Here is a 26,483-nt window from a genome sequence, read left to right as displayed (position 1 = left end):
GCAATTGACCGTCAAAACGCGGCGGCCCGCCTTTCGCCCGGCCTGCGCTTTCGCTATGGCTGCGGTTCCCTCGCTTTCATGACAAGGCCATCCCATGTTCCCGAAGCCCAAATCCGTGCTGGTTCCGAATACCTATGACTTCGAATCCGGGCCGATGGTGAAGGCGACTGGTTTCCGCGAATACGACGCGCGCTGGCTGTTCGAGAAGGAAATCAATTTGATGGGCGTTCAGGCGCTGGGCATGGGGCTCGGTGCGCTGATTGCGGAACTCGGGGTCAAACAGGAAATCGTCACCGGCCACGATTTCCGCGGCTATTCAGCCTCGATCAAATACGCGCTGGTTTCCGGCCTGATGGCCGCGGGCTGCAAGGTGCACGACATCGGGCTCGCGGTGACGCCGATGGCCTATTTCGCGCAGTTCGATCTCGACGTGCCCTGCGTCGCCATGGTCACCGCCTCGCACAACGACAATGGCTGGACCGGCGTCAAGATGGGTGCCAACCGCCCGCTCACCTTCGGCCCCGACGAGATGACGCGGCTGAAAGAGATCGTGCTCAACGCTGATTTCAGGAACAGGGTCGGCGGCTCTTATCAATTCCACGAGAACTTTCCGGCGCGCTATATCGCCGATCTCACCAGCCGTTCCAAGCTGAAACGCAAGCTGAAGGTTGTTGCCGCCTGCGGCAACGGCACCGCGGGCGCGTTCGCGCCGCAGGTTTTGGAGGCGATCGGCTGCGAAGTGATCCCGCTCGACACCGAGCTCGACCACACGTTTCCGAAGTACAATCCGAATCCGGAAGACATGGAGATGCTGCACGCGATTCGCGACGCCGTGCTCAAGCACAAGGCCGATGTGGGCCTGGGCTTCGACGGCGACGGCGACCGCTGCGGCGTCGTTGACAATACCGGCGAGGAAATCTTCGCCGACAAGGTCGGCGTGATGCTGGCGCGCGACATGTCGGCGATCCACAAGGAAGCGCAATTCGTGGTCGACGTGAAATCGACGGGATTGTTCGTCACGGATCCGGTGCTGCAGAAGCAGGGCGCGAAAACGGCCTACTGGAAAACCGGCCATTCCTACATGAAGCGCCGCACCAACGAGATGGGCGCGCTGGCAGGTTTCGAAAAATCAGGCCACTTCTTCTTCAACAAGCCGTTCGGCCGCGGCTATGACGACGGCTTGGTCTCGGCAATTGCGATCTGCGAGATGCTCGATCGCGCGCCTGATAAGTCGATGGCGGACCTGAAGAACGCGCTGCCGAAAACCTGGTCGTCGCCGACCATGTCGCCGCATTGCGCCGACGAGGCCAAATACGGCGTCGCCGACGCCGTGGTGAAACATTTCGAAGCGCTGCAGAAGAAGGGCGACAAGGTCGCCGGCCAGAAGATTCGCGATCTCGTCACCGTCAATGGCGTGCGCGTCACCGTCGAGGACGGAAGCTGGGGCCTGGTGCGGGCCTCATCGAACAAGCCGGAACTGGTGGTCGTGGTCGAGAGCCCGGTGAGTGAGGCGCGCATGCGCGACATGTTCGAGGCGATGGATTCCGTGCTGCGCACGCATCCGGAAGTGGGTGAGTATAACCAGAAGATTTGAAGGGGGCGCATCGTTGCCGCGCTCACCGTTGTCTTCCCCGCGAAGGCGGGGGACCCAGTACGCCGCGGCTTCTCGGTTCTATCGCTGACGTCTCTGGAATACTGGGTCACCCGCTTTCGCGGGTGACGACAGCGGAGTGAATGGTCGCGTGATCGCCCTTACGCCGCCGGCACTGGCAGTGCGGTCACCGACTTGATCTTCTCCATCGCAAACCGCGAGGTGACGTTCTTCAGCGGCACGGCGCTGATCAGCTTTTTGTAGAACACGTCATAGCTCGCCATATCGGCGACCACGACGCGCAGCATGTAATCGACGTCGCCGGCCATCCGATAAAACTCCATCACCTCGGGCATGGCGCTGACGGCGTCGGCGAACTTTCGCAGCCAGGCCTCGGAATGGTCGGCGCTCTCGACCGAGACGAACACGGAAATGCCGAGCCCGATCTTGTTCTGGTCGACCAGCGCGACCCGGCGCAGGATCACGCCATCGGCCTCCAGCCGCTGGATCCGCTTCCAGCACGGCGTCGACGACAGCCCAACCCGGTCCCCAATCTCGGCAACCGATAGCGAGGCGTCCTCCTGCAGCACGGTCAGGATCTTGCGGTCGATGGCATCCAGCCGGCGGCTGGCTTCAGGGAGTTGAACGGCTAGGTCGGTCATGAGAAGAATGTTCCATATGAAAGGTCTGATCACCTCATATATAGAAAATTCTTCTATAGCAAGTCGCTAGTGGTCGGTCGAAGCCTGGCCTGCAGCTTGGCCGTGGGTCAAAAACTCTTCAACTTCAGCACGTTGTGGGGCTGCGAAGGCCCCCCCGAAGCGGGTGCATTTCAGCGCTGCCGCGGCGGAGGCGAATCGGAGCGCCTGCCGTAATTCCTGGTTCTCGGTGATCGCGAGCGCAAACGCGCCGTGGAACACGTCGCCGGCGCCCAGGGTGTCTACCGTATGCACCGGGAAAGCCGGGGTTTCCTGGATGCCGCCGTTCTCGTCGAGCCAGATCGTGCCCCTCGGGCCTCGGGTTCCCGCCAGAAATGAGGGGGTCAGCTTTGCAATTTTCTTCAGCGCCTGGGCATCGTCGCTAACGTCTGCGGTTTCCTGCAGCGGCTCGCTCGAGAACACCAGGTGGGTGGAGGCGTTCAACAGTCCCTCGCGCATCGACATCGCGCGATCGACGTCGACGATGACGGGAATGCCGCGCCGGACCGCCTCGGCGCAGAGCTCGGTGCAGAATTCCGCGCAGCGGCTCTCGGTGAGAATGGCGGCGCAATCGTCCAGCAGCGTGTCGAAGTCGGGCAACTTCACATGCCACAGGTTCGGATCGCGGAAGGTCACGATGGTGCGCTCGCCGGAAGGATCGATCATCACCGCCGAGATCGGCGTCACCAGCCCCGGCATGTGGATCAGATGTTTTGTTTCGATGCCCTCATGCGCCATTTGTTCGAAGATGAAGCGGCTCGATGTTTCCCTGGCATCGCCCATCGGCCCGCAAATCGAGGCGCGGCCACCGAGCCGAACGATGCCGATCGCGCCATTGAGCGCGTTGCCGCCGCAGATTTCGTCGAATGCGGTGGCGTTCTCCTTGGAACCGCGCCCGGGAACGCCCGGCGTATGAAAAGTGAGGTCACGCACCGGCATGCCGATGCAGAGGACACGCGGGGGTATTTTCGGCGCCTTGTCCTGAAAGTTCATGCGTGAATCCGTCATGTCCGTTCAAGTCCCCAGTTAATCGAGCAAGCAGACGCCGGTTCCCCGCTACGCGCAGTTATCCCCGGCCATGCAACCATTGGCCGATCAAATGATGCGCGATCGCGAAGGGATGCGCGGCAAACAGGCCGTCAGGATGCTGGCGCTTGTGCATGAGGGCGACCTCGGCGCGATCGAACCAGCGCGCGTCCTCAAGCTCTGCGCGGTCAACTACGATCTCCTCGTTGAGCGCGCGCGCGGAACATCCGATCATCAGCGATGACGGATAGGGCCACGGCTGCGTCATGTAATAGCTCACGTCGGTGCAACGAATGCCGGATTCCTCGAAAATTTCCCGGCAGACCGCGTCCTCGATCGTCTCGGCCGCTTCGACGAAGCCGGCGAGGCATGACCACATTCCAGGCATGAACTGCTTCTGCCGGCCGAGCAGGCATCGATCGCCGTGCGTGACCAGCATGATTACGACCGGATCGGTGCGCGGAAAGTGCTCGGCTTTGCAGCTCGGGCACTCGCGCTTCCAGCCGCCTTCCTTCATCGCGGTGCGGGTACCGCAATTGGCGCAATAGCCGTGGCGCTGATGCCAGGTCACCATCGATTTGGCCATCGCGATCGCGGAGAGTTGTTCTGGCGGCACCGTGCCCTGCATGGCCATGCCGCGCAGCTCGGTCACGGCGACACCGTCGCGCGTCATCAGCTTCTCCACGGCCGCCGCCGAAATACCCATGCCGAACACCGGCGCGCCGTCGCGCAGGCCCAGAAAGATCGTGCCGGGATTGGCGCCGAGCTTCACGGCCTCTTCGATGCCGAGCAGCACGCGCGGCCCGTCCGCCTCCTGCTTCACCAGAAGCGAGTCACGGTAGATCACATAGGCGCTGGCGTTGCGCTGGTTCTCCAGCGCGAACAGTTTTTCGTCATTGGTGCGCAGATGCGCGGCGCGATCCAGAATATGGGTAACGAAAGCGGGCTTCCCCAGCGGATACTTGTCGAATGCGGACATCTATTCAACCCAACCAGATCTTGCGGCGAAGCGCGTTGATGAAATTCTGGACTTCCTCGGCGTCGTGCGCCAGCGGCGGCATCACGCCCCAGACCGGGCGCGGCCAGGCCGCATCGCTGGTGCGTCGCGCGATGACATGGACATGCAACTGCGGCACGAGATTGCCCAATGCCGCGACATTGAGCTTGTTGCATTTCGTGATCTCTTTGAGCGCCCGCGACACCCGGGAGATTTCGGTCATCAACTGCGCCTGCTCGACATCGTCGAGGTCGATGATTTCCACCGCACCTGCCCGGCGCGGCACCAGGAGCAGCCACGGGTAATGCGCATCCTTGATCACCAGCACCTTGCACAGCGGCAGGTCGCCGATGTCGATGGTGTCCTTTTTGAGCTGGGAATGCAGCGACCAGGCGGAGGCGTCAGAGGACATCAAGAGTTCCCATGCCCGATCCATGCCGGGCCTTTAGATGCAATGTCGGGTCTTTAAAAGTGCCTTCTGGAGAGCACTCGCGCAGTTTCATACCAATGTGTCATCATCCGCGAAAGCGGTTGACTTGTCCGCCGTAGCCTCAACCAGCGAAGGCGGATCCAGTACGCCGTGGCCCTTCCGTTTTTACTGTCAGGCTGCAGCGTACTGGATACCCCGCTTTCGCGGGGTATGACAGGGAGACACGGATTATTACAGGGAAAGCCCCGCTTGCTTTCCGGCCCTTTTGGCCCCAAATAGGGATCGGGAGATTGGCGGTGGACGAGCCACTCGCCAACCGGGTCAGGTCCGGAAGGAAGCAGCCCTAACGAGGTCCGGATCGGGTCGCTCGTCAGTCTCCTACCTGTTTTTCGAGCGAAAAGCGCATGGAAGCGGCTGGGTCCGCGCCCGTGCGCCTGATTTTGCTCCTTTCCGCAAGCCGGCCCTGAGAGACAATCAATTGCGGATCGACCGATGAGTGATGCTGGCGCTCCCCCCGATATGACAGCAGGCGCCGGCCAGGGTGGTTTGGAGCTCGGCGGCCAGCCCGCCACCGCCAAGCCCTACCGCGTGCTGGCGCGAAAATACCGCCCCTCCAATTTCGACGACCTGATCGGCCAGGAGGCCATGGTGCGCACCGTTTCGAATGCGTTCGAAACCGGGCGAATTCCGCAGGCCTGGATCCTGACCGGCGTCCGCGGGGTCGGCAAAACCACCACAGCGCGAATTCTCGCCCGCGCACTCAACTACGAGAAGCCGGATGGTTCGGTGAAGGGGCCGACCATCCACATGCCGGATCTCGGCGTGCACTGCCAGGCGATCATGGAAAGCCGGCACATGGACGTGCTGGAGATGGACGCCGCGTCCCATACCGGCGTTGACGACGTCCGCCAGATCAATGACAGCGTGCGCTACGCGCCGGCCAGTGCCCGCTACAAGGTCTACATCATCGACGAAGTCCATATGCTGTCGACGGCGGCGTTCAACGCCTTCCTGAAGACGCTGGAAGAGCCGCCGGAACACGCCAAATTCGTCTTCGCTACTACCGAGATCCGTAAAGTCCCGGTGACGGTGCTGTCGCGCTGCCAGCGTTTTGACCTGCGACGGGTCGAGGCCGACGTGCTGATGGGGCATCTCTCCAACATCGCGAAAAAGGAAGGCGTGGAGGTCGAGCCCGAGGCGCTCGGCATCATCGCGCGCGCTGCCGAAGGCTCGGTGCGCGATTCGCTGTCGCTGTTCGATCAGGCAATTGCCCATGCGGCGGGGCTTGTCCGTGCCGACGCGGTCCGGCAGATGCTGGGGCTTGCCGACCGGACCCGGGTGATCGACCTGTTCGAGCACCTGGCGCGCGGCGATATCGCCAGCGCCTTTGGCGAATTCCGCAGCCAATATGACGTCGGCGCCGATCCGGTTGTGGTGCTGTCCGACATCGCCGAATTCGTCAATTTCGTTACCCGCGTGAAGGCCGTCCCCGCCACCGCCGACAACGTCGCTTTCGGCGAGACTGAGCGCGTCCGCGCCCGTGAATTTGCCGCAAAGCTGTCAATGCGGGTGCTGTCGCGGATGTGGCAGATGCTGCTCAAGGGCATCACGGAGGTGCAGACCGCGACCCGGCCGGCGGCTGCCGCTGAAATGGTGCTGGTGCGCATCGCCTATGTCGCCGACTTGCCGACACCGGATGAGGCGATCCGGATGCTCGACCAAAACGGCGGGGGCGCGCAAATCGCCGCGGGCGGTGCAGCGCCGTCACGGGCTGCGCCCACCGCACCGGTATCTTCAATGTCTGCCGCGTCACCGATGCGGACGCCTGCCTCGCCCCGCTCCGGCGCGGAGGCGTCCGCGCGCCCGCAAATGGCGGCGCCGTTGGCACAAACGGACTCCGCGCCCGTACTGCGGATCACGACTTTCCCGCAGCTTGTTGCGCTCGCCGGCGAAAAGCGCGATCTCCTGACCAAGGCGGCGCTGGAAGCCGATATGCGCCTGGTCCGCTTCGAGGACGGGCGGCTTGAGGTGGCGCTGGAGCGGAATGCGGCGCGGGGGTTGGTCAACGACCTCTCCCGCAAGCTGGAACTGTGGACCGGGCGGCGCTGGACCGTGATCGTCTCCAACGAGGCCGGCCAGCCGACATTGCGCTCGCAGAACGAGCAAGCGAGAAACGAGCACGCCCGCGCAGCCGAGGCCGATCCGCGCGTGCAGGAGGTGCTGGCGCGGTTTCCCGGCACCAAGGTCGTCGAGGTGCGAAGGCTTGCCGCCGAGCCGCCGGAATCCAATATTATCACTGACGACTTGAACGAGACTTCCGACGGCGACGACGACTGATCGGACTCTCGAGAGGACGGATGAATGGCTGATTTTCTCGGCATGATGAAGCAGGCGGCGGAGCTGCAATCCAAGATGCAGGCGATGCAGGAAGAGCTCGGCAATCTCGAGGTCGAGGGCATTTCCGGCGGCGGGCTGGTTGCCGTTCGCATGACCGCGAAGATGGAAGTGAAGGGCGTGAAGATCGATCCGTCGCTGATGAAGGCCGAGGAGCGCGAAGTGCTCGAGGATCTGCTGGTCACCGCGCATAACGACGCGCGGCGCAAGGCGGAAACCGCGGCGATGGAAAAAATGCAGGCGCTGACCGGCGGGCTCGGCCTGCCGCCCGGACTTGGTCTCACCTGAAATGGCCGCCAGCGTTGCCGGCCCTGAAATCGAACGCCTGATCCAGCTCCTGGCGCGGCTGCCGGGGCTTGGGCCGCGCTCGGCGCGGCGCGCGGCGCTACACCTGATCAAGAAGCGCGAGGCGCTGATGACGCCTTTGGCCGGCGCGCTGCAGGTGGCAATCGACAGGATTCAGGTCTGCAAGACCTGCGGCAATATCGATACGCAAAATCCCTGCACGGTGTGCACCGACCCCCGGCGCGATCCCTCGACCATCGTCGTGGTCGCCGACGTCGCCGACCTCTGGGCGTTGGAGCGGGCGAATGCGACCAACGGCCGCTATCACGTGCTCGGCGCCACATTGTCGCCGCTCGACGGCATCGGTCCGCAGGATCTGACCATCGACGCGCTGGTGGCGCGCGCGCACGAGTCGCAAGTCAGCGAAATCGTGCTCGCGCTGAACGCCACGGTCGACGGCCAGACCACCGCGCATTACATCACCGATCTCCTGCAGGACGCCAACGTCAAGATCACCCGGCTTGCCCATGGCGTGCCGGTCGGCGGCGAGCTTGATTATCTCGACGAAGGTACGCTATCGGCTGCCATGCGGCAGCGCACGCTGTTCTAGCCATCACCAAACGGAACTGATCGACATGACGAAACCTCGATTCGGCAAACGCTATTGTTTTGCGGTCATCATGGCGGCGACCTTGATCGCGCCTTCCGCGTGGGCGCAGCAGGCCGAGCCCGCGCCGAAGCCCGGCAAGCCGATCAAGGCTGGCGACGTGCTGTCCGGCGAACTCAACGCCATGAAGGGCGGCAAGAAGCGCGCCGCCACCTACCAGATCACCAGCGAGCCGCGCCGGCTGCCGCCGCCGAACGGGCTTTGCAATCTCGAAACCGGGCCCGAGACGTTCCAGCTCGTCACCAGCAGCGAGGCCCAGGCCGCGCAACTGAAGAATTTCATCGGCAAGGAAATTTCGGTGAAGGTCGACGAAGTCGCCTGCGCGCAGGATGTCGGTCAGATCAGCGAAGCCGTGATCACCAAGTGGAGCGTGGTGACGAAGCATTGAGGTGTCGCGGCCGTCATTGCCACATAGACCGCTGTCGTCGCCCGGCCTTGTGCGCAATTGCGCACCAGGACCGGGCGATCCAGTACGCCGCGCTCTCTCGATTCTACGCAACTGCTCTGGAATACTGGATCACCCGCTTTCGCGGGTGATGACGATTTGTGTTTGCGGTCGCCGATGAGCAACTAAACCTTCACCGGGCCCACCGCCTCAAAATGTCCGCGCCGCTGCAGCCACGCCAGCAGGATCAGGCTTGGCACCGCGATCGCAACGGAGATCACGAAGAATAGCGGCCAGCCCGTCGCCTCCGCCACATAGCCGGCGCCGGAGGATAGATAGGTGCGCCCGACGGCGGCCAGCGCGGTGAGCAGCGCGTATTGGGTCGCCGTGTGCAGCGGATTCCGGCATAGCGCCGAGAGATAGGCGACGAAGATCACGGTGCCGATCGCGCCGGTGAAGTTTTCTGCCGAGATGGCGACGGCCAGTGCCCACTGGTTGGTGCCGACAAAGGCGAGCCACGCAAACACCAGGTTGGAGATCGCCTGCAGCACGCCGCCGATCCACAAGCTTGCGACCAGCGAATAGCGCCGCGCCACATAGCCACCGGCAAAGCCGCCGATCAGGGTCGCGGCGAGACCGACGCCCTTGACGATGGCGGCGTAGTCGTTGCGGGTGAAGCCGAGGTCGATCACGAACGGCGCAGTCATGGTGCCGGAAAACGCGTCGGTGAGTTTGAACAGCACCACGAAGGCCAGCACCGTCAAGGCATGCTTGCGGACCAGAAATTCGGAGAACGCCCCGATGGCGGCATGCATGATGCGCGAGAATGCAGCCTCGTCGTGGGTCTTGGCCTCCGCGCGCACCGATTGTTCAGGCTCGGTGGCGGCCAGTGCCGTGACGGTCCCGATCAGCACCAGCGCGGCCATCGCAACATAGCCCCACATCCACGCCGAGCTACGCCCGATGCCGGTGTCCTCGAACGCGCTTACGAGGAACAGCACGCCGGCGGTCGAGACCAACATGCCGATCCGGTAAGCCGCGACGTAGGAGGCCATCCCGGCGGCCTGTTCGCTTTCGGGCAGGCTCTCGACGCGGAATGCGTCGACCACGATGTCCTGCGTCGAGGACATGGTTGCGACCAGAAGTGCGCCGAGCGCCACGAACAGCGGCGAGCGCACCGGGTCGGTCAGCGCCAGCAGCATAATCGCGCCGATCAGCAGCAGTTGCGAGAACACCAGCCAGCCGCGCCTGCGGCCGAACGCGCGCGTGAAGATCGGCACATGCAGCGCATCGACCAGCGGCGCCCATGCAAATTTCAGCGTGTAGGGTGTGCCGACCAGCGCGAACAGTCCGATGGTGCCGAGATCGACACCGGATTCGCGCATCCACACCAGCAGCGTCGATCCGGACAGCGCCAGCGGCAACCCGGACGAAAAGCCGAGCACCAGCACGATCAGCACGCGCGGCTGGAGATACACGGCCCAAGCCTCGCGCCAGTTTGGCGCGGGAGTTTTCTCAGGTGAAACGGAAGCGGATTCGGTCATCGAGGGGTGTTAGCAGATTTTGCGACAAAAAGACTGTCATCGCCCGGCTTGACCGGGCGACCCAGTATCCCAGAGGCCTATCCGCCGCCTCCGGCAATCTCCGGGTAAAGATCAATCCAGTCCGGATTTTGTTTCTCAATCAGCGATATTTTCCAGGCTCTCGGCCATTTCTTAAGGCGCTTCTCGCGCTGGATCGCATATTCGATCTGATCGAAGGTTTCGAAATAGACGAGCCGGCTCACCTCATACTTCTTGGTGAAACCCTCGGCGAGCTTTAACTTGTGCTCGCCAACACGCCGGATCAGATCATTTGTCACGCCGATGTAGAGCGTTCCGCCGATGCGGCTGGCTAGAATGTAGACGTAGTAGCTGCGTGTTCCCATTTACTGCCTCTGGGATACTGGGTCGCCCGGTCAAGCCGGGCGATGACAGCCGATTATGTGGCTACGGCCGGGTAGGTCACTCACTCCCCCGCCTGCAGCTTGCGCGGGGCGGGGAACAGCTCGGGGGTGCTGTTCTTGACGAAGCGCGGCACTTCCACCGGCGCATCGCTTTTGCTGAAATCGAGTTCCTCGATCCGCCCGGCGCGCTTTTCGATCTTGTCGGCGGAGATCAGGATCTGCCGGACGTCCTCGTTGACGTCGCCAAAATGCTTTTGCAGCTTCAGCACCCGGTCGCGAAGGCGGCCCAGATCGTCGCCGAGGTTGAGCACTTCGGTGCGGATCTGGTCGGCGGCGTCGCGCATGCGCGCGTCTTTCAGGATCTGCTGCATCACCTGGATCGCCAGCATCAATAGCGAGGGCGACACCAGTACGACGCGGGCGCGGTAGGCTTTTTGGATCACGTCGTCAAAGCCATCGTGGATTTCGGCATAGACCGATTCCGATGGCACGAACATCAGCGCCGTATCCTGGGTCTCGCCGGCGATCAGGTACTTCTCGGCGATGTCATTGACGTGTTTCATCACGTCGTTGCGCAGGCGCTGCGTGGCGAATTTGCGTTCCTCGTCGCTGCGCGCGTCGTGCAGCGCGGTCATCGCCTCCAGCGGAAATTTGGCGTCGATGCAGAGCGGGCGCTGATCCGGCAGGAACACCACGCAATCCGGCCGTTTGCCCGACGAGAGCGTGTATTGGAACTCGTACGAGCCCTGCGGCATGCCGTCTTGCACGATCGCTTCCATCCGCGCCTGGCCGAAGGCGCCGCGCGACTGCTTGTTGGCGAGCACGTCGCGGAGCGTAGTCACTTGAGACGTCAGGTCGGTGAGGTTCTTGTGCGCGTTGTCGATGATGCCGAGCCGCTCATGCAGCACGCGCAAGCTATCCATGGTGTGGCGGGTGGTCGCTTCCATCGACTGGCCGACGCGATGCGTCACCGAATCCAGCCGCTCGTTGACCGCGCGCGCCATGTCGGCCTGGCGGCCGGCCAGCGCCTGCGCCATGGCGTCGACCCGCCCCGTCGATTCGCTCTGCGCCCGCAGCATCTCGCTCAGCCGCTCTTCCAGCTCGTCGGCGCGGATCGCTTGCGCCATTGCCAGTTCCGCGCCGCGGCGGCCGGAGCGGGCGATGACGATGGCAATCGCCAGCAGCAGCACCAGCGCCAGCGCGCCGAAGCCCGCCAGCGCCTCGCCCACGTGAATCGGCAGGTCGCCGACGGTGAAGAGGATTTCGTTCATGTCAGCCTTGTAGCCCGATTCGCCGGCTTGCGCGAACGAAGAGGGAACATTTATGGTAAATGATGGATCAATTTTCGTGGTTAACGCCGCGTTGAAAATCATGGTTAAGGGCGCCTTAACGGCCGCCGCGGCGGATTGACCCCGGCAGGTCAGCGGCTTAAATCCCGCGCCAGAGAAAAATCATGGCCATCAGAGAAATCATCATCCTGCCGGACAAGCAGTTGCGGCTCGTCTCCAAACCTGTCGAAAAGGTGACGATGGAGATCCGCAAGCTCGCCGACGACATGTTCGAAACCATGTACGACGCGCCCGGCATTGGTCTGGCCGCGATCCAGGTCGCGCAACCCCTGCGATTGATCACCATGGACCTCGCCAAGAAGGACGAGAACGGCGAGACCAAGCCGAAGCCGCGGGTGTTCATCAACCCGGAAATTATCTCCTCGTCCGAGGAAATGTCGATCTACGAGGAGGGCTGCCTTTCGATCCCCGAATATTACGAGGAGGTCGAACGCCCGGCGCGGGTCCGCATCCGCTACACCGATCTCGACGGCAAGGTGCATGAGGAGGACGCCGACGGGCTGTTCGCCACCTGCATCCAGCATGAAATCGACCACCTCAACGGCGTGCTGTTCGTGGACTATCTGTCGAAGCTGAAGCGCGACCGCGTGATGAAGAAGTTTACGAAAGCCGCCAAGCGCGCGGCGGGGTGATTTTGCATCTCTCTCAGCCGTCATGCCCGGGCTTGTCCCGGGCATCCACGCTTTTCTTCTGCCTGCACTAAAGACGTGGATGGCCGGGACAAGCCCGGCCATGACGAACTAAACTGGCGTCGTAACGGGATTTCCACCTCATGCCACTCCGCCTGATCTTCATGGGCACGCCCGATTTTGCAGTGCCGACGCTGCTCGAACTCGTGGCCCATGGCCATCAGATCGTGGCGGTCTATACCCGTGTGCCGAAGCCGGGCGGTCGCCGTGGGCTGCAATTGCAGCCGACCCCGGTCGAGCAGGAAGCGCGGCGGCTTGGGATTCCCGTGCTGATGCCGGCGACACTGAAGACGCCGGAAGCGCTCGCCGAATTCCGCGCGCACAATGCCGACGCCGCCGTCGTCGTCGCCTACGGCATGATCCTGCCGCAGGCCATTCTCGACGCGCCGCGCTACGGCTGCTTCAACCTGCACGCTTCGCTGCTGCCGCGCTGGCGCGGCGCCGCCCCGATCAATCGCGCCATCATGGAAGGTGATGCCGAGACCGGCGTGATGGTGATGAAGATGGATGTTGGCCTCGACACCGGCGACGTCGCGATGGCCGAGCGACTCGCGATCACGGACTTAATGACGGCCGCCGATCTGCACGACGCGCTGGCGCCGCTCGGGGCCGACCTGATGGTGCGCGCCATGGGCGGGCTCGAGCGCGGCGGGTTGCAACTCCAAAAGCAAAGCGAAGACGGCGTGACGTACGCCGCCAAGATCGACAAGGCCGAGGCGCGGATCGACTGGAAGCGACCGGCGCGCGAGGTGCTGCGGCATATTCACGGGCTGTCGCCGTTTCCGGGCGCCTGGTGCGAGTTGGCTGCCGACGGCGAGCCGGCGCGGATCAAGATTCTGCGCTGCGAGTTGGCGAAGGGTTCAGGCGCGCCCGGCGAGGTGCTCGACGATGGTTTGACGATCGCCTGCCGCGACGGCGCGATCCGCATTCTGGAACTTCAACGCGAAGGCAAGGCGCGGATGAAGGCCGCAGATTTCCTGCGCGGTACGCCGCTGAAGGCTGGCGCGCGGTTTGCGTGACACTGTCATACCCCGCGAAAGCGGGGTATCCAGTACGCCGCGGCCCCTGAGAGTAAATATGAACTTCACGGCGTACTGGATCGTCCGCCGGAGCCTGTCATCCGGCCGGCCAAAGGCCGGACCGGTTGGCGGACCATGACATCGAGTAAACATGCCCCGCTACAAACTCATCATCGAATACGACGGCACGCCATTCTCCGGCTGGCAGATCCAGGATAACGCGCCGACCGTGCAGGGCGCGCTGGAAACTGCGGTGAAGGCGATCTGCGGCGAGGACGTGCGCGTCCATGGCTCGGGCCGCACCGATGCCGGGGTTCATGCGCTGGCGCAGGTCGCGCATTGCGATATCCAAAAGCCGTTTCCGCCGGGCCGGTTGCGCGATGGGCTGAACGCGCATTTGCGCCCGCATCCGATCGGTGTGCTCAGTGCGGAAATCGTGGCTGATGATTTCGAGGCACGTTTCTCGGCCAAGAGACGCCACTACCGCTACCGGATCACCAACCACCGCGCCAATCTCGCACTCGATATCAAGCGAAGCTGGCGGGTGCCGCGCCATCTCGATACGGACGCGATGGACGCCGCAGCCAAGAGGCTGCTCGGCAAGCACGATTTCACGACCTTCCGCGACACCGAATGCCAGGCGAAGTCGCCGGAGAAGACGCTCGACCAGCTCGACGTGATCAGGGAGGGCGACGCGATTTCGATCCTCACCTCGGCGCGCTCGTTCCTGCACAGCCAGGTGCGCTCGATGGTGGGCTCGCTGGTGTGGGTCGGCGAAGGCCGCTGGAGCGCCGACGACCTTGCCGCTGCTTTAGCCGCCCGCAACCGCGCCGCCTGCGGCCCGGTGGCGCCTCCGGAGGGGCTGTATCTGGTGCGCGTGGAGTATTAGCCTTCACCGTCATGGCCGGGCTTGTCCCGGCCATCCACGTCCTTCATCATCCCCCCATGTCCGGCGGCTACGTTTACATCATGGCGAGCGCACCTAACGGCATCCTGCACGTCGGGGTGACGAGCGATCTCGTTCGGCGAGTCTTCCAACACCGGAATGGATTAATCGCAGGCTTTACGAAGCGATATTCGGTCAAGCGCCTCGTCTACTTCGAGTATCACGAGAGCATCCAGGCAGCGATCCAGCGTGAGCACAACATCAAGCATTGGTCGCGAAAATGGAAGGTAAGATTGATTTTGGCTGACAACCCTGATTGGAACGATCTTCGATCGCTCAATAGTTATCCTTCCGTCGGCGTCTCTCGTCGTCATGGCCGGACTCGTCCCGGCCATCCACGTCCTTTTTGCTTATTGTTGAGTCAGAACGCGGATGCCCGACACAATGCCGGGCATGACGGATGCGATCGTTGCGGTGAGGCACCAAGAACGTGGATGGCCGGGACGAGCCCGGCCATGACGGCGGAGTTGGCACTCCTTAAGCGAAATACCGCTCCAATACCCCGCGATAGATCTTCGTCAGCTTCTCCAGATCCGACACCGGCGTGCGTTCGTCGATCTGGTGCATGGTCTGGCCGACGAGGCCGAATTCGATCACCGGGCAATAGCTCGAAATGAAGCGCGCGTCCGAGGTCCCGCCGGAAGTCGAGAGCTCCGGCTTGCGTCCGGTGACTTCCTCGATCGCGCTGACGGCAAGATCGGTGAACGTGCCCGGCTTCGTCACGAACACGTTGGAGTTGGAATATTCCCACACGATGCGGGCGCGGATGCGGTTGCCGCAGGCCTTTGCCAGCCGCTCCTCGACCAGCGCGCGCAAGCTTTCCTGCGTGTGGTTGTCGTTGTAGCGGATGTTGAATTTTGCACGCGCCTGTCCGGGGATGACGTTGCTGGCGGTGTTGCCGACATCGACAGAGGTAAACTCGAGGTTGGAGGCCTGAAACTGCGCGCTGCCGTGGTCGAGCGGCTCGTCGGAGAGCGCCACGATCAGCCGCGAAATGTCCGGCACCGGGTTTGACGCGCGGTGCGGATAGGCGACATGGCCCTGCACGCCGTCGACATGGAGCGAGCCGGATTGCGAGCCGCGGCGGCCGATCTTGATGCAGTCACCCAGCACCTCGACGTTGGAAGGTTCGCCGAGCACGCAATGATCGAATTTTTCGCCGCGCTCGGCGCACCACTTCAACAGCTTGATGGTGCCGTTGACCGAAATGTCCTCTTCGTCGCCGGTGATCAGAAACGAGATCGAACCTTTCGGCTTGCCGCCGTTGCCGGCGAGATATTGCAGCACGGCAGCGACGCTGCAGGCGATGCCGCCCTTCATGTCGACCGCGCCGCGGCCGTAGAGAAAGCCGTCCTTGATGTCGCCGGAGAACGCGCCATGGCTCCATGCGGCTTCGTCACCGGCCGGCACCACGTCGGTGTGTCCGGCAAAGGTGATGTGCGGCGCTTCGGAGCCGATGCGGGCGTAGAGGTTGTCGATGTCGGCGGTGCCCGGCTCGCCGAAGGTGACGCGATGCACCTCGAAGCCGGCGCCCTTCAGTAGGCGTTCGAGCACGCCGAGCGCGCCGGCATCGGCGGGAGTTACGGAAGGGCAGCGGACGAGGTCGCGGGTGATCGAAACGGCGTCATTCATACCCCGGCTTAACACGCCAAACCGGCGGCGGGCCAGCCTTGTGCGGCACCATTTCGATCTCGCTCTGCTGGTCCCACGGCGGCCGCGTATCCACTCGCGGCTGCGACGCCAGCGGGTCGGGGCCAAAACGGTTGGTGTTTCGCGAGCCTCTCAGGAAGAACATCTCGACAAAGCCCCAGATGTACAACCCGAAGCCAATCAGGGCCGGCACTATCATGAAATAAGATTCCGGAAGGCGGTCAGCGAACTGGTCGTAGAGGCCGGGAAGGATGAAGAACGGCACCATCCACCAGCCGCTTTTGTCGCGGTCATGCAGACGCTTGATCGAGATGGCGAAATAGACCCAAAGGAACAGCGACGTGCCAATCACTTTGATCAGCAAAGAAGGCATACCGGCCCAGGACCACGACCGGTAGCTGGCGGGATCGACGACGCGAAACAGGTCGTCGGTGCTGAGGCTGAATGTTGTCTTGGTGGGAACGATGCCCGTGGCAACGGCCAGCCCGCCCAGCAACATCATCCAGAACATGATGATGACCAGCGCCATCCAAAGCTTGGCGCGATTGATGCGGCCATCGAATCGGAACAGGTACCAGGTCCAGTTCATGCCGAACGCTCCGGACGGCGGCAAATGCCGCGGCCCGGTAGGTTAGTCGCGCGGAAAAGACCCCGGTTCGATCAGTCCCGCAGCAATTCGTTGATGCTGGTCTTGGCGCGGGTGCGCTCGTCGACGCGCTTGACGATCACGGCGCAGGCCGTCGATGGGCCGGGCTGGCCGTTTTTCAGGGGTTTGCCGGGCAGGGCGCCCGGAACCACGACCGAATATTCCGGCACTTCGCCGATGAAGGTTTCGCCGGTCTCGCGGTCGACGATCTTGGTGGAGGCACCGAGGAACACGCCCATTGCCAGCACCGCGCCCTTGCGCACGATCACGCCTTCGGCGACTTCCGAGCGCGCGCCGATGAAGCAATCGTCCTCGACGATCACAGGTTCGGCCTGCAGCGGCTCCAGCACGCCGCCGATGCCGACGCCGCCGGAAATATGCACGCGCTTGCCGATCTGCGCGCAGGAGCCAACGGTCGACCAGGTGTCGATCATGGTCGCCTCATCGACATAGGCGCCGAGATTGACGAAGGACGGCATCAGCACGACGTTGCGGGCGATGAACGCCGAGCGGCGCACGATCGCGCCGGGCACGGCGCGGAAACCGGCATCGCGAAAACGGTTCTCGCCCCAGCCCTCGAACTTCGACGGCACCTTGTCCCACCACGACGCCTTGCCGGGGCCGCCGGGAATCTGGCCCATGTCGTTGAGGCGGAACGACAGCAGCACGGCTTTCTTCAGCCACTGATTGACCTTCCACTTGCCCGAGGCCTCGCGCTCGGCCACCCGCGCTTCGCCCTTGTCGAGCAGCTCAAGCGCGTGATCGACGGCCTCGCGAACCTCGCCCTTGGTCGCCGTCGAAATGCCATCGCGGGCATCGAACGCGGTGTTGACGGTGGATTCGAGCGCGGACAGGGACATCGGGATTTCCTCGGAGGAGTATTGGGGCAAGGTTGGCTTTTTCGGGATTTGGAGGGGGAGAGTCAAGGCAAACCCTCACCGTCGTCACCCGCGAAGGCGGGTGACCCAGTACGCCGCGGCCGCTGTAATTGATCGAGATGCTGGTGATTGCTGGATACCCCGCCTTCGCGGGGTATGACGACCTACTTTGATTGCGCCAATCGCTCCAAAAACCCCGTCAAATCATCCGTGACATGATCGACGTAAGCTGCATCGCGGCCTTCCAGCTCCCAGTCCTCGCGCACCACTTCCTTGGCGCCGTCAGGCACCACCAGCACCGTGGTCATGCCGAGCTGGTGCGGCACCACGAGGTTGCGGGCGAGATCCTCGAACATCGCCGATCGCAGGGGATCGACGCCGTGGACGCGCAGGAACCTGTCGTAGGTCTGCGGCGCCGGCTTCGGCTCCAGCTCGGCGGCGATGATATCGAACACCGCCTCGAAATGTTGGGTGATGCCGAGCCGCTCCAGCACCGCGTCGGCATGGTCGGTGGAGCCGTTGGTCAGGATCAGCTTGCGCCCCGGAAGTTTTGCGATCGCCGCGCCCATCGCCGGGTTCGGCTCCAGCGGCGAGTGATCGATTTTGTGTACGTAAGCGAGATAATCGTCGGCGTGCACACCGTGCTCGGTCATCATGCCGCGCATGCTGGTGCCGTAACGGCGGTAATAATCCTTCTGGATCACGCGGGCTTCTTCCGCTGATATCTTCAAGTAAGCGCTGATGAACTCGCCGATCCGCGCGTCGACCTGCTGCCACAGATTGACGTGATGCGGGTACAGCGTGTTGTCGAGATCGAACACCCAGGTGTCGATGTGGCTGAAGGAGCGGGGAGATCTCATCATACCTCTTCGCTGTCATGCCCCGCCACCGGGTCTCGCCTCCGGCGAGCCCGATGACAGGCTCCGGCGGGGCATCCAGTACGCCGCGGCCTTCGAGAGTAATAACAGATGTCACGGAGTACTGGATCACCCGCCTTCGCGGGTGATGACGGGAGGGGATTGAGGCGGGCGCGCATAGGCATCACGGCATCGCAAATCGCAGCGTCTTGCCGCCGCTACTCATATCGACCGGCGCAAAGCCGATTGCGGCAAGTCCGCGCGTGCCGCAATCGCCCTGTTCGGATATCTCGAACTTGCTCTCGCGCGTGCAGAGCTGTTTCGGGCCGCCCCAGTTCAGTGGCTTGTCCCGGTACTTGATGGCGCGGCTTTCGCCGTCGACGGCTTCGGCAAAACTATAGACCTGTTTGGGCTGGCCGATCACATCGGGATGCAGGCACTTGCCGGGATCGATACGGTACCAGCCGCGGCTGGTCACCGCCTTGCCGTCGTCGGTGGCGACCGCCGCCATGATCTTGTGCGGCGTGTCGTTGCACCAGGTTAGCCCTGTGGAGGAGGGCTTTTGCACGGCGTCGATCATGGTGGCGAAGAAGTTTTGCGACTGCACGATTTCGGCCGCCAGTCCACGGCTCTTCAGAAAGGCGCTCAAGGCGGCCTGCGTCTTCGGCCCGTCGACGCCGTCGATCGGCGCGGCGTCATAGCCCGCGATCACCAGGAGCCGCTGGATGCCGGCGAGCCGCGCCTGCTCGTCGTCATACTCGGAATCTTCGGCCAGATAGGCGACAAGGTTGCCGTCGTCGGTCCGCGTCGGCGTGATCTGGGTGAACGGCGCCGGCGTCTGGTTGCCGCGGCACTGGCGGGCGGCGGCGATGACGAAATTGTCCGGCGCGATGCACAGCGTGTCGCTGCCGTTCTGCGGGATCGGCGAGGCGCCGTAGACGCCGAGCGCACGCGCGTTCAACAGGATGCGGTCGGCCGTCAGCACGCCCTGCAGCACCACCCGGCAGGCGGCCGGATCGATCCGGAACCAGCCCCGCGTCGCGGTCGCCGATTTCTCGTCGATGCCGATCGCGGCCTCGACGACGTAGCTCATGCGGTTGCAGAGCTTTAAGTCGGCGAACGCGGGCAGCGCGGAAACGAACAGCGAGATCATTGCGGCCGGCAGCGACATCAGGAAGCGTGCGAACGCTGAACGCGCCTGCCGCTGCATTCTCCGCTCGTCCTGCCCGGATTGATTCCGGGCATCCACGTCTTTCCTGCTGCAGCCGATAAAGGCGTGGATGGCCGGGCATAGGCTAGCGGAAGCGACGCCGTCCTTTGGACGGCTATGCCCGACCATGACGACTTCCTTTTGCCGCTCGTGCATCACTTATGGATCAGCGTGCCGGTGCCCTGATTGGTGAACAACTCCAACAGCACCGCGTGCCGCATCTTGCCGTCGATGATGACGACGCCCTGCACGCCCTGTTCCAGCGCGTAGATGCAGGTCTCGACCTTCGGAATCATGCCGCCGGAAATCGTGCCGTCGGCGATCAGCTTTCGCGCGTCCTTCACCGACAATTCCGGAATCAGCTTCTTTGACTTGTCGAGCACGCCGGGAACGTCGGTCAACAGCAATAGTCGCTTGGCCTTGAGCGCACCGGCGACCGCGCCAGCAAACGTGTCGGCGTTGATGTTGAGGGTGTGGCCGTCATGCGAGGTCGCCAGCGGCGCCAGCACCGGGATCAGTTCATAGCCGATCAACTGGTTCAACAGCGTGAGATCGACCTTGTCGGGATCGCCGACGAAGCCGAGATCGATCGCCTTCTCGATGTTCGAATCCGGATCGACCATGGTCCGCGACGTCTTGGTCGCCTTCACCATGTTGCCGTCCTTGCCGGACAGCCCGACGGCCTTGCCGCCGGCTTCGTTGATGTAGCCGACGAGTTGCTTGTTCACCGAGCCCGCCAGCACCATCTCGACGATCTCGATCGTGGCGGCATCGGTGATGCGCAGCCCGGCGGCAAATTCCGACTGGATGCCCAGCCGCTTCAGCATGGTCGCGATCTGCGGACCGCCGCCATGCACCACCACCGGATTGATCGCGGTCTGCTCCAGAAGCACGATGTCGCGCGCAAACGCCTTGGCGGTTTCCTCCGCGCCCATGGCGTGGCCGCCATATTTGATGACGATGGTTTCCTCGTCATATTGCTGCATATGCGGGAGCGCTTCCGACAGGATGCGGGCCTGATCGAGCGGGCTGATATCTTGCGCTGATGTCATGAAAGCGGGTCTCGCCATTTTCGGATGTCGGGCCGGGTTCTATCCGATTGGCGGGCAGGGCGCAAAGTGGGGGGATTGCGGAGGCGTCTTACTTCCCACTCCCCTTGTGGGAGACGGGTGAGGGGTTCTTTCCGCGGATGCAGACCCCTCATCCGGCGCCGTAGCCGATGCGAAGCATCGGCGTTCTAAGAGACGGCGGCCAAAGGCCGCCTATGCCACCTTCTCCCACAAGGGGAGAAGGGAAGATTCACCCCCGCTTCGGCCAGGCCGCCGAAACCGCCAGCGCCAGCCAGCTCGCAATCACCAGTGTCCCCCCGGTGGGCGCGGCCATCGTAAACAGCCCATGTCCGGCATAGTGCCGCAGTGTCAAATCGCCGGCGAACAGGCTCGCTGCGAGAACGAAGCCGAAAGCGGCCGCGATGCCGATTTTCGCGTGAACGATCCCGCGCTCGGCCAACGCGACCGCGCCCAATACCGCGCTGGCGTGAAACAACAGCATCGACGACGCCGACACCAGCCGCGACGCATCCGCGCCATGGGCGGAGGCTGCCGCCAGCATGACGCCGTCAGCGCCCATGATGGCAGCGAGCACGATCAGGATGCGGCCGGCGCGGTTCATCAGCCACGCTCCTTCAACAGGCGCACCATCGCAGCGCGCAATTCCGGCATGCCGGCACTGGTGCGCGAGGAGGTCACCAATACATCCGGAAACGCCGCCGGATGCTTGGCGAGCGCGGCCGTTGTCTCGGTGATATTGCTCTGAAGCTCGGCGGCCTTCACCTGGTCCGCCTTCGTCAGCACCACCTGGTAGCTCACCGCTGACTTGTCCAGCGTCTTCAGCACGTCCTGATCGACATCCTTGATGCCGTGGCGCGCGTCGATCAGCACATAGACCCGCGCCAGCGTGGCGCGTCCTAACAGGAATTGATGAATCAGCTTGGTCCAGGAGGCGACCTTGGTTTTCGGCGCCGAGGCATAGCCATAGCCGGGCATGTCGACCAGCCGCAGCCCGGCCCTGTCAGGCCCTTCGAAGAAGATCAGTTCCTGGGTGCGGCCCGGTGTATGAGAGGTGCGCGCCAGCGCGTTGCGGCCGGTGAGCGCGTTGATGAGACTCGATTTGCCGACATTTGAGCGGCCGGCAAACGCCACCTCCATGCCCGCCATCGGCGGCAGCGTCTCGATCGAGGGCGCGGCCCAGACGAACTTCCATTCGCCGGCGAAGAGTTTTCGTCCCTCTTCGATCAGCTCCGCATCAGTTTCGGCGGTCATGCGAAGGTACTCGATCTCACGCCGTCATTGCGAGGAGCGTAGCGACGAAGCAATCCATCTATCCCCGCATTGAGGTATGGATTGCTTCGCTCCGCTCGCAATGACGGAGGACATTGCGAGCAAACGCGATTATCACGTCTTCTCGGCGGCCTTCTTCGGCGCGAACGTCGCCTTGAGATTGTCGAACAGCTCCACCTTCACGCCGTTCTTTCGCATGATGTAGCTCTGCTGGATCACCGAGAGCAGGTTGTTCCAGGCCCAGTAGATCACGAGACCCGCCGGGAAGCCCGCCAGCATGAAGGTGAAGATCAGCGGCATCCAGTCGAAGATCATCTTCTGGGTCGGATCCGGCGGCGTCGGGTTCAGCTTCATCTGGAACCACATCGTGATGCCCATGATGATCGGCCAGACGCCGAGCGCGAGGTAAAATCCGATCACCGGTATGTGCGTCGGATCGAAAGGCAGCAGACCGAAGAGATTGAACAGGTTGGTCGGATCCGCCGCCGAAAGGTCCTTGATCCAGCCGTAGAACGGCGCGTGCCGCATTTCGATGGTGACGAACAGCACCTTGTAGAGCGAGAAGAACACCGGAATCTGCAGCGCAATGGGAAGGCAGCCCGCGATCGGGTTGATCTTCTCCTTGCGGTAGATCTCCATCATCTCCTGCTGCTGCTTCTGGCGGTCGTCGGGATAGCGCTCCTTCAGCGCGGCGAGCTGCGGCTGCACCGACTTCATCTTCGCCATCGAGGCATAGGATTTGTTGGCGAGCGGGTAGAACAAGAGCTTGATCAGCACCGTCACCAGCAGGATGGAGACGCCGAAATTGCCGACCAGATGGAAGAAATAGTCGAGCAACAGGAACATCGGCTTGGTGATGAAGTAGAACCAGCCCCAATCGATCAATAGATCGAATTGGTTGAGCCCGAGCTGCTTGTTGTAGCCGCCATGGCCGGCAAACGGGAAGTTGATGCCGACGACGCTGGCCTCCTTGGCGCCGGCGAACAGCCGAGCATTGGCGCTGCCGGTGCCGCCGATCGCAATCGTCTGCGGATCCAGCAGGTAGTCGGTCTGGTAGGTGCGCTTGGTGCCGGTCAGGTTGGAGGAGAAGCGCGCCTGCAGCCTGGCGGTGGTGTCCGGCAACAGCGCCGACGCCCAGTATTTGTCCGTGATGCCGAGCCAGCCATTGGTGACGTTGAAGGCGACCGACTTAGCTTCGTCGATCTTCGAGTAGCTGTATTCCTGCAGGCGCTGGTCGCCGAGATAGCCGATCAGGCCTTCATGCAGGATGTAGTAGCCCGAGACCTCCGGCGTGCCGTGGCGGGAGATAAGGGCGAACGGATAGAGCGTGACCGGCGCATTGCCGACGTTGGTGACGTCGTCCTTGATGGTGAAAAGATAGCGGTCGTCGATCGCAATGGTGCGGCGGAAGGTGAGACCTTCGCCATTGTCCCATTTCAGCGTGACCGGCCTCTCGGGACTCAGGCTGCCGGAGCCTTCCTGCTGCCAAACCGTTTCGCGGTCGGGAAGCTTGGCCGTCGAGCCGGAGGCGGCGACCCAACCGAATTCCGCGTAATACGGATGCGCCGTCCCCGAGGGCGAGAACAGCACGATCGCCGGCGACTTCGGATCGACGGTGTCGCGGAATTTCTCCAATGCGAGATCGTCGATGCGCGCGCCCTTCAGCGCGATGCTGCCGGAAATCCGCGGCGTCTCGATCTTGATGCGGGGCGAGGCGGCAATCGCGGTGTCGCGGTTGACGACCGGCTGGGCCGGCTGGCCGGCGGGCGCGCCGGGGGAGGGCGTCGAGCCCGGCTGCGGGGTGGCGCCCGGGGTCGCCGGCGGCTGCGACTTGTTAAGTTCAGCCTGGGTCTGCTGTTGCGCACGCTGCCGCTCCATCTGCGGCATGTTGTAGAAATACTGCCAGGCGATCAGCACGAGGCCGGACAGAATGACGGCGAGGATGGTGTTGCGGTTGTCGGTCATCGTTTTTGAGGTCTCGCCATTCAATTCGGATGTTTGGTCGGCTGCCGGTCGAGGCGATGCAGCGCCGAGCGGAGATCGTCGAGCATGGTTGCGAAGTCGCGGGTGAGCGCGGCGCGACGGCCTACCAGCACATAATCATGGTGCGGTCGCATTGATATGACGTCCAGCCGCTTCACCAGTTCGCGAAGCCTGCGCCGGATGCGATTGCGCTCGGTAGCAGTACCGTTCTTTTTGGTAACGGTGAAGCCTACTCGGATCGGGCCGTCATCGTCGCGGGCCCGGCCCTGCACCACGAAGGCAGCGCTGTTGGCCCGCGTGCCATTGGCAACGGCGAGAAAGTCCGCCCGCTGCCTCAGCCGATCCATGAATGAAATCTCCGGAAAGGTCCGGCTCAGGCGCTCAGACGCTTGCGGCCGCGCGCACGGCGAGCGGCGAGAACCTTGCGGCCGCCGGCGGTGGCGAGGCGGGCGCGGAAGCCGTGACGGCGCTTGCGCACCAGTTTGCTGGGTTGATAAGTCCGCTTCACGGGTAATTCTCCGCTGACCGGGCAATTTGCCTGTTGGATTGAGATGCGTCCGATGATGCGGGCCGGCCCGAAAACGGGCCATTTACGGCCCAAAGCGAGCCGCCCCCGGTGAAACCGGGCCATCGCGGACAATTGGCGCGGCTTATACGGGAGCGACCTGTTTTCGTCAATGTCGGGGGTTGCCACATCAGCCGTTCTTTGAAACGTCGCAATTGGGGCGAATATATCTGTTTTCGTGGGGTTTTCAGGGGCAGGACGGCGACGCGCCCGGACCATCGGAACCACAAGACATTAGCGATCGGTAATTTGACCGTTCGGTGGCCCAAACGCATCCTCGGAATCACGGGAACGCGAACTTATATGGGCCCGGGCGGCCTGGGTTCGGCGGGCTCCGAAAGCAGAGATATCAAGGCGGATAATCGTGTCAGCGACCGACCAGCCGACTCCTCAAGCGCCGCGGCCTTCGGGCCCGCGGCGGCTCGGCCTGTCCGGCAAGCTCCTGCTGCTCACCATCCCGCTCGTGATGATCGCGCTCCTGATGATCTACGTGCCTTCGATCGCGAATTTCTGGACCAACCGGCTGAACGACCGCCTCGCCGCGGCCAATACCGCCGCCTTGGTGCTGGACGCCGCGCCGCTCGGCATGGTCCCGGATTCGCTGGCCCGGCAGATTCTGACCAGCGTCGGCGCGCGGGCGGTCGCCATCAAGATGGGACAGCAGCGTCGGCTGCTCGCCAGCGCCGACCTGCCGCCGGCGATCGACCGTGACATCGACATGCGGACGCTCACGGTATGGTCCGCGATCGTCGAGTCCTTTGAGACCATGCTGGAGCGAGGCAACCAGACCATCCGCGTGGTGGGACCCGCGCCCGGCGGCGCGCAATTCATCGAGGTCGTCATCGACGAGAAGCCGTTGCGGCTGGCGATGTACCGGTTTTCCAGCAATCTGCTGCTGGTCTCGCTGGGGATCGCGATGCTGGCCGCGGGGCTGGTTTACCTCGCGCTGCATTATCTGTTTGTCCGCCCGATGCGGCGGCTGACCGCCAATCTCGTCGGTTTCCACGAAAACCCCGAAAGTGCGGCGCGCATCATCGTGCCGAGCCAGCGCGGCGACGAGATCGGCGTCGTCGAGCGCGAACTGTCCGACATGCAGCGCGACCTCGTCTCGATGCTCTCCCAGAAGAGCCGGCTTGCCGCGCTCGGGCTTGCGGTGTCGAAGATCAACCATGATCTGCGCAATCTTCTGGCGTCCTCGCAATTGCTGTCGGATCAATTGGCCAGCGTGCCCGATCCACGCGTGCAGCGCTTTGCGCCGAAACTGATGCGCTCGCTGGAGCGCGCCATCGACTTCTGCCAATCGACGCTGTCCTATGGCCGCGTCCAGGAGGCCGAGCCCGACCGCCGCCTGGTCCAGGTCGAACCCGTGGTCACCGAGGTACGCGAATCCGCCGGCCTCGCCGCCGACGCCTCGATCACCTGGATCAACGCGATCGAGCGCGGGCTCTCCATTGACGCCGATCCCGACCAGCTCTTTCGCGTGCTGCTCAACCTGGTGCGCAACGCGGTGCAGGCGCTCGACAGCCGCCCCAAGGGCGACGCCGCGACCTTGCAGATCCGAATCACCGGCCGCCGCGAAGGCTCGGTCGCGATCATCGAGGTTTCCGACACCGGTCCGGGCGTGCCGGCAAAGACGCGCGAGCACCTGTTCGAGGCGTTCCAGACCTCCGGCCGCCCCGGCGGCAGTGGGCTGGGCCTGGCGATCGCAGCCGAGTTGGTCCGCGCCCATGGCGGCGACATCCACCTGGTCGAAGGCACCATCGGCGCCACCTTCCGCGTCTCGATCCCCGACCGTCCGGTGGAACTGCAGAGCGTCCGCAACGAGCGGGCGCGGGCGTAGGCGCTTGGGGGATGCGAAAGCATCGAACCCGAAAATCCAGTGGTTACGGCGCGAGATTGCCCGATGTGCCGGGCACATCCGACGTTTGCGCTAT

At 63.4% G+C, this 26,483-nt stretch carries 27 protein-coding genes, 1 other RNA gene and 1 pseudogene; 11 read left to right on the top strand and 18 right to left on the bottom strand.

Annotated elements, in window-relative coordinates:
* Window positions 1-94: 94 nt before the first annotated feature.
* The gene (locus V1292_RS05730) at window positions 95-1,594 is read left to right on the top strand and encodes a phosphomannomutase/phosphoglucomutase (protein WP_334370946.1); all 1,500 of its coding nucleotides are present in this window, start codon (window positions 95-97) and stop codon (window positions 1,592-1,594) included.
* 158 nt (window positions 1,595-1,752) lie between these two features.
* On the opposite strand, the gene V1292_RS05725 is transcribed toward V1292_RS05730, so the two are convergent.
* The 4 genes from V1292_RS05725 to V1292_RS05710 form a co-directional block, all read right to left on the bottom strand.
* Entirely contained in the window at window positions 1,753-2,253 is a 501-nt protein-coding gene (locus tag V1292_RS05725) for an Lrp/AsnC family transcriptional regulator (protein ID WP_028351627.1), read from the bottom strand.
* 66 nt (window positions 2,254-2,319) lie between these two features.
* Window positions 2,320-3,282, bottom strand: a complete 963-nt coding sequence (locus V1292_RS05720; RefSeq protein ID WP_334376950.1) for a sugar kinase — start codon at window positions 3,280-3,282, stop codon at window positions 2,320-2,322.
* Between the two features lie 73 nt (window positions 3,283-3,355).
* Window positions 3,356-4,294, bottom strand: a complete 939-nt coding sequence (gene nudC / locus V1292_RS05715) for an NAD(+) diphosphatase (protein WP_334370944.1) — start codon at window positions 4,292-4,294, stop codon at window positions 3,356-3,358.
* 4 nt (window positions 4,295-4,298) lie between these two features.
* Entirely contained in the window at window positions 4,299-4,724 is a 426-nt protein-coding gene (locus tag V1292_RS05710; protein ID WP_334370942.1) for an HIT family protein, read from the bottom strand.
* 303 nt (window positions 4,725-5,027) lie between these two features.
* Between V1292_RS05710 and ffs the strand changes: the two genes are divergently transcribed.
* From ffs to V1292_RS05685, 5 genes are all read left to right on the top strand, one after another.
* Window positions 5,028-5,124: signal recognition particle sRNA small type (gene ffs, locus V1292_RS05705), an RNA gene on the top strand.
* A gap of 110 nt (window positions 5,125-5,234) precedes the next feature.
* The gene (locus V1292_RS05700) at window positions 5,235-7,079 is read left to right on the top strand and encodes a DNA polymerase III subunit gamma/tau (protein ID WP_334370940.1); all 1,845 of its coding nucleotides are present in this window, start codon (window positions 5,235-5,237) and stop codon (window positions 7,077-7,079) included.
* Window positions 7,080-7,103: 24 nt separating this feature from the next.
* Window positions 7,104-7,424, top strand: a complete 321-nt coding sequence (locus V1292_RS05695) for a YbaB/EbfC family nucleoid-associated protein (RefSeq protein WP_065743872.1) — start codon at window positions 7,104-7,106, stop codon at window positions 7,422-7,424.
* 1 nt (window position 7,425) lies between these two features.
* Window positions 7,426-8,031 carry a recombination mediator RecR gene (recR, locus tag V1292_RS05690; RefSeq protein ID WP_028351632.1) on the top strand — a complete coding sequence of 202 codons (606 nt, stop codon included), beginning with the start codon at window positions 7,426-7,428 and terminating at the stop codon, window positions 8,029-8,031.
* Between the two features lie 25 nt (window positions 8,032-8,056).
* Window positions 8,057-8,476 (top strand): hypothetical protein, encoded by a 420-nt coding sequence (locus V1292_RS05685; RefSeq protein WP_334370938.1) that lies wholly within the window; start codon window positions 8,057-8,059, stop codon window positions 8,474-8,476.
* Between the two features lie 182 nt (window positions 8,477-8,658).
* Here the strand turns inward: V1292_RS05685 and V1292_RS05680 are convergent, their stop codons facing one another.
* From V1292_RS05680 to V1292_RS05670, 3 genes are all read right to left on the bottom strand, one after another.
* Complete coding sequence (locus tag V1292_RS05680; protein WP_334370937.1) at window positions 8,659-10,017, bottom strand: AmpG family muropeptide MFS transporter; 1,359 nt, start codon at window positions 10,015-10,017, stop codon at window positions 8,659-8,661.
* 77 nt (window positions 10,018-10,094) lie between these two features.
* On the bottom strand, window positions 10,095-10,400 hold the full coding sequence (locus tag V1292_RS05675; RefSeq protein WP_334370936.1) for a GIY-YIG nuclease family protein: 306 nt from the start codon (window positions 10,398-10,400) through the stop codon (window positions 10,095-10,097).
* Window positions 10,401-10,480: 80 nt separating this feature from the next.
* Window positions 10,481-11,689, bottom strand: a complete 1,209-nt coding sequence (locus V1292_RS05670) for a DNA recombination protein RmuC (protein WP_334370934.1) — start codon at window positions 11,687-11,689, stop codon at window positions 10,481-10,483.
* 182 nt (window positions 11,690-11,871) lie between these two features.
* Here V1292_RS05670 and def point away from each other — a divergent pair, with 182 nt between their 5' ends.
* The 4 genes and pseudogenes from def to V1292_RS05650 all read left to right on the top strand — a co-directional run.
* Window positions 11,872-12,399: a peptide deformylase gene (gene def / locus V1292_RS05665; protein ID WP_334370932.1), complete on the top strand. Its 528-nt coding sequence runs from the start codon at window positions 11,872-11,874 to the stop codon at window positions 12,397-12,399.
* A gap of 140 nt (window positions 12,400-12,539) precedes the next feature.
* Window positions 12,540-13,475, top strand: a complete 936-nt coding sequence (gene fmt / locus V1292_RS05660; RefSeq protein WP_334370931.1) for a methionyl-tRNA formyltransferase — start codon at window positions 12,540-12,542, stop codon at window positions 13,473-13,475.
* Window positions 13,476-13,626: 151 nt separating this feature from the next.
* Complete coding sequence (truA, locus tag V1292_RS05655) at window positions 13,627-14,364, top strand: tRNA pseudouridine(38-40) synthase TruA (RefSeq protein ID WP_334370930.1); 738 nt, start codon at window positions 13,627-13,629, stop codon at window positions 14,362-14,364.
* Between the two features lie 11 nt (window positions 14,365-14,375).
* Window positions 14,376-14,690 (top strand): annotated as a pseudogene (locus V1292_RS05650) (GIY-YIG nuclease family protein); the annotation flags it as partial.
* A 208-nt stretch (window positions 14,691-14,898) separates the two neighbouring features.
* On the opposite strand, the gene dapE reads toward V1292_RS05650, so the two are convergent.
* The 11 genes from dapE to rpmH form a co-directional block, all read right to left on the bottom strand.
* Complete coding sequence (gene dapE, locus V1292_RS05645; protein WP_334370929.1) at window positions 14,899-16,053, bottom strand: succinyl-diaminopimelate desuccinylase; 1,155 nt, start codon at window positions 16,051-16,053, stop codon at window positions 14,899-14,901.
* The gene (locus V1292_RS05640) at window positions 16,046-16,660 is read right to left on the bottom strand and encodes a DUF805 domain-containing protein (protein WP_334370928.1); all 615 of its coding nucleotides are present in this window, start codon (window positions 16,658-16,660) and stop codon (window positions 16,046-16,048) included. The genes dapE and V1292_RS05640 overlap by 8 nt, the downstream gene beginning before the upstream one ends.
* Window positions 16,661-16,731: 71 nt before the next feature.
* Window positions 16,732-17,577: a 2,3,4,5-tetrahydropyridine-2,6-dicarboxylate N-succinyltransferase gene (gene dapD, locus V1292_RS05635; protein WP_065743880.1), complete on the bottom strand. Its 846-nt coding sequence runs from the start codon at window positions 17,575-17,577 to the stop codon at window positions 16,732-16,734.
* Between the two features lie 182 nt (window positions 17,578-17,759).
* Window positions 17,760-18,458, bottom strand: coding sequence for a pyrimidine 5'-nucleotidase (locus V1292_RS05630; protein ID WP_334370926.1), 699 nt, complete (start codon window positions 18,456-18,458; stop codon window positions 17,760-17,762).
* Between the two features lie 178 nt (window positions 18,459-18,636).
* Entirely contained in the window at window positions 18,637-19,623 is a 987-nt protein-coding gene (locus V1292_RS05625) for a DUF1036 domain-containing protein (RefSeq protein ID WP_334376949.1), read from the bottom strand.
* 194 nt (window positions 19,624-19,817) lie between these two features.
* Window positions 19,818-20,714, bottom strand: a complete 897-nt coding sequence (argB, locus tag V1292_RS05620) for an acetylglutamate kinase (RefSeq protein WP_028347942.1) — start codon at window positions 20,712-20,714, stop codon at window positions 19,818-19,820.
* Window positions 20,715-20,961: 247 nt separating this feature from the next.
* Window positions 20,962-21,333, bottom strand: coding sequence for a DUF423 domain-containing protein (locus V1292_RS05615; protein ID WP_334370924.1), 372 nt, complete (start codon window positions 21,331-21,333; stop codon window positions 20,962-20,964).
* The gene (gene yihA, locus V1292_RS05610) at window positions 21,333-21,983 is read right to left on the bottom strand and encodes a ribosome biogenesis GTP-binding protein YihA/YsxC (RefSeq protein WP_334370922.1); all 651 of its coding nucleotides are present in this window, start codon (window positions 21,981-21,983) and stop codon (window positions 21,333-21,335) included. Before yihA ends, V1292_RS05615 begins: the two co-directional genes overlap by 1 nt.
* Window positions 21,984-22,115: 132 nt before the next feature.
* Complete coding sequence (gene yidC / locus V1292_RS05605) at window positions 22,116-23,966, bottom strand: membrane protein insertase YidC (RefSeq protein WP_334370920.1); 1,851 nt, start codon at window positions 23,964-23,966, stop codon at window positions 22,116-22,118.
* A 20-nt stretch (window positions 23,967-23,986) separates the two neighbouring features.
* Entirely contained in the window at window positions 23,987-24,331 is a 345-nt protein-coding gene (rnpA, locus tag V1292_RS05600; protein ID WP_334370918.1) for a ribonuclease P protein component, read from the bottom strand.
* A 26-nt stretch (window positions 24,332-24,357) separates the two neighbouring features.
* Window positions 24,358-24,492, bottom strand: coding sequence for a 50S ribosomal protein L34 (rpmH, locus tag V1292_RS05595; RefSeq protein ID WP_008542748.1), 135 nt, complete (start codon window positions 24,490-24,492; stop codon window positions 24,358-24,360).
* A gap of 421 nt (window positions 24,493-24,913) precedes the next feature.
* Between rpmH and V1292_RS05590 the strand changes: the two genes are divergently transcribed.
* Complete coding sequence (locus V1292_RS05590) at window positions 24,914-26,389, top strand: HAMP domain-containing sensor histidine kinase (RefSeq protein ID WP_334370916.1); 1,476 nt, start codon at window positions 24,914-24,916, stop codon at window positions 26,387-26,389.
* Window positions 26,390-26,483 lie beyond the last annotated feature (94 nt).

It is taken from the genome of Bradyrhizobium sp. AZCC 1719, assembly GCF_036924525.1.
Lineage (GTDB): Bacteria > Pseudomonadota > Alphaproteobacteria > Rhizobiales > Xanthobacteraceae > Bradyrhizobium.
Note: the sequence above shows the minus strand (reverse complement) of the source record. Positions and strands in the feature narration are given on the sequence as shown.

Bases quoted from the DNA above. Each gene is read 5' to 3' on its own strand.
- dapD (WP_065743880.1), bottom strand. From the start codon at position 17,577: ATGTCCCTGTCCGCGCTCGAATCCACCGTCAACACCGCGTTCGATGCC.
- V1292_RS05675 (WP_334370936.1), bottom strand. From the start codon at position 10,400: ATGGGAACACGCAGCTACTACGTCTACATTCTAGCCAGCCGCATCGGC.
- V1292_RS05615 (WP_334370924.1), bottom strand. From the start codon at position 21,333: ATGAACCGCGCCGGCCGCATCCTGATCGTGCTCGCTGCCATCATGGGC.
- V1292_RS05680 (WP_334370937.1), bottom strand. From the start codon at position 10,017: ATGACCGAATCCGCTTCCGTTTCACCTGAGAAAACTCCCGCGCCAAAC.
- truA (WP_334370930.1), top strand. From the start codon at position 13,627: ATGCCCCGCTACAAACTCATCATCGAATACGACGGCACGCCATTCTCC.
- V1292_RS05700 (WP_334370940.1), top strand. From the start codon at position 5,235: ATGAGTGATGCTGGCGCTCCCCCCGATATGACAGCAGGCGCCGGCCAG.
- V1292_RS05710 (WP_334370942.1), bottom strand. From the start codon at position 4,724: ATGTCCTCTGACGCCTCCGCCTGGTCGCTGCATTCCCAGCTCAAAAAG.
- V1292_RS05685 (WP_334370938.1), top strand. From the start codon at position 8,057: ATGACGAAACCTCGATTCGGCAAACGCTATTGTTTTGCGGTCATCATG.
- V1292_RS05640 (WP_334370928.1), bottom strand. From the start codon at position 16,660: ATGAACTGGACCTGGTACCTGTTCCGATTCGATGGCCGCATCAATCGC.
- V1292_RS05720 (WP_334376950.1), bottom strand. From the start codon at position 3,282: ATGAACTTTCAGGACAAGGCGCCGAAAATACCCCCGCGTGTCCTCTGC.
- yidC (WP_334370920.1), bottom strand. From the start codon at position 23,966: ATGACCGACAACCGCAACACCATCCTCGCCGTCATTCTGTCCGGCCTC.
- V1292_RS05725 (WP_028351627.1), bottom strand. From the start codon at position 2,253: ATGACCGACCTAGCCGTTCAACTCCCTGAAGCCAGCCGCCGGCTGGAT.
- V1292_RS05670 (WP_334370934.1), bottom strand. From the start codon at position 11,689: ATGAACGAAATCCTCTTCACCGTCGGCGACCTGCCGATTCACGTGGGC.
- V1292_RS05695 (WP_065743872.1), top strand. From the start codon at position 7,104: ATGGCTGATTTTCTCGGCATGATGAAGCAGGCGGCGGAGCTGCAATCC.
- recR (WP_028351632.1), top strand. From the start codon at position 7,426: ATGGCCGCCAGCGTTGCCGGCCCTGAAATCGAACGCCTGATCCAGCTC.
- fmt (WP_334370931.1), top strand. From the start codon at position 12,540: ATGCCACTCCGCCTGATCTTCATGGGCACGCCCGATTTTGCAGTGCCG.
- nudC (WP_334370944.1), bottom strand. From the start codon at position 4,294: ATGTCCGCATTCGACAAGTATCCGCTGGGGAAGCCCGCTTTCGTTACC.
- argB (WP_028347942.1), bottom strand. From the start codon at position 20,714: ATGACATCAGCGCAAGATATCAGCCCGCTCGATCAGGCCCGCATCCTG.
- def (WP_334370932.1), top strand. From the start codon at position 11,872: ATGGCCATCAGAGAAATCATCATCCTGCCGGACAAGCAGTTGCGGCTC.
- V1292_RS05625 (WP_334376949.1), bottom strand. From the start codon at position 19,623: ATGTCGCTGCCGGCCGCAATGATCTCGCTGTTCGTTTCCGCGCTGCCC.
- rnpA (WP_334370918.1), bottom strand. From the start codon at position 24,331: ATGGATCGGCTGAGGCAGCGGGCGGACTTTCTCGCCGTTGCCAATGGC.
- dapE (WP_334370929.1), bottom strand. From the start codon at position 16,053: ATGAATGACGCCGTTTCGATCACCCGCGACCTCGTCCGCTGCCCTTCC.
- yihA (WP_334370922.1), bottom strand. From the start codon at position 21,983: ATGACCGCCGAAACTGATGCGGAGCTGATCGAAGAGGGACGAAAACTC.
- V1292_RS05630 (WP_334370926.1), bottom strand. From the start codon at position 18,458: ATGATGAGATCTCCCCGCTCCTTCAGCCACATCGACACCTGGGTGTTC.
- V1292_RS05730 (WP_334370946.1), top strand. From the start codon at position 95: ATGTTCCCGAAGCCCAAATCCGTGCTGGTTCCGAATACCTATGACTTC.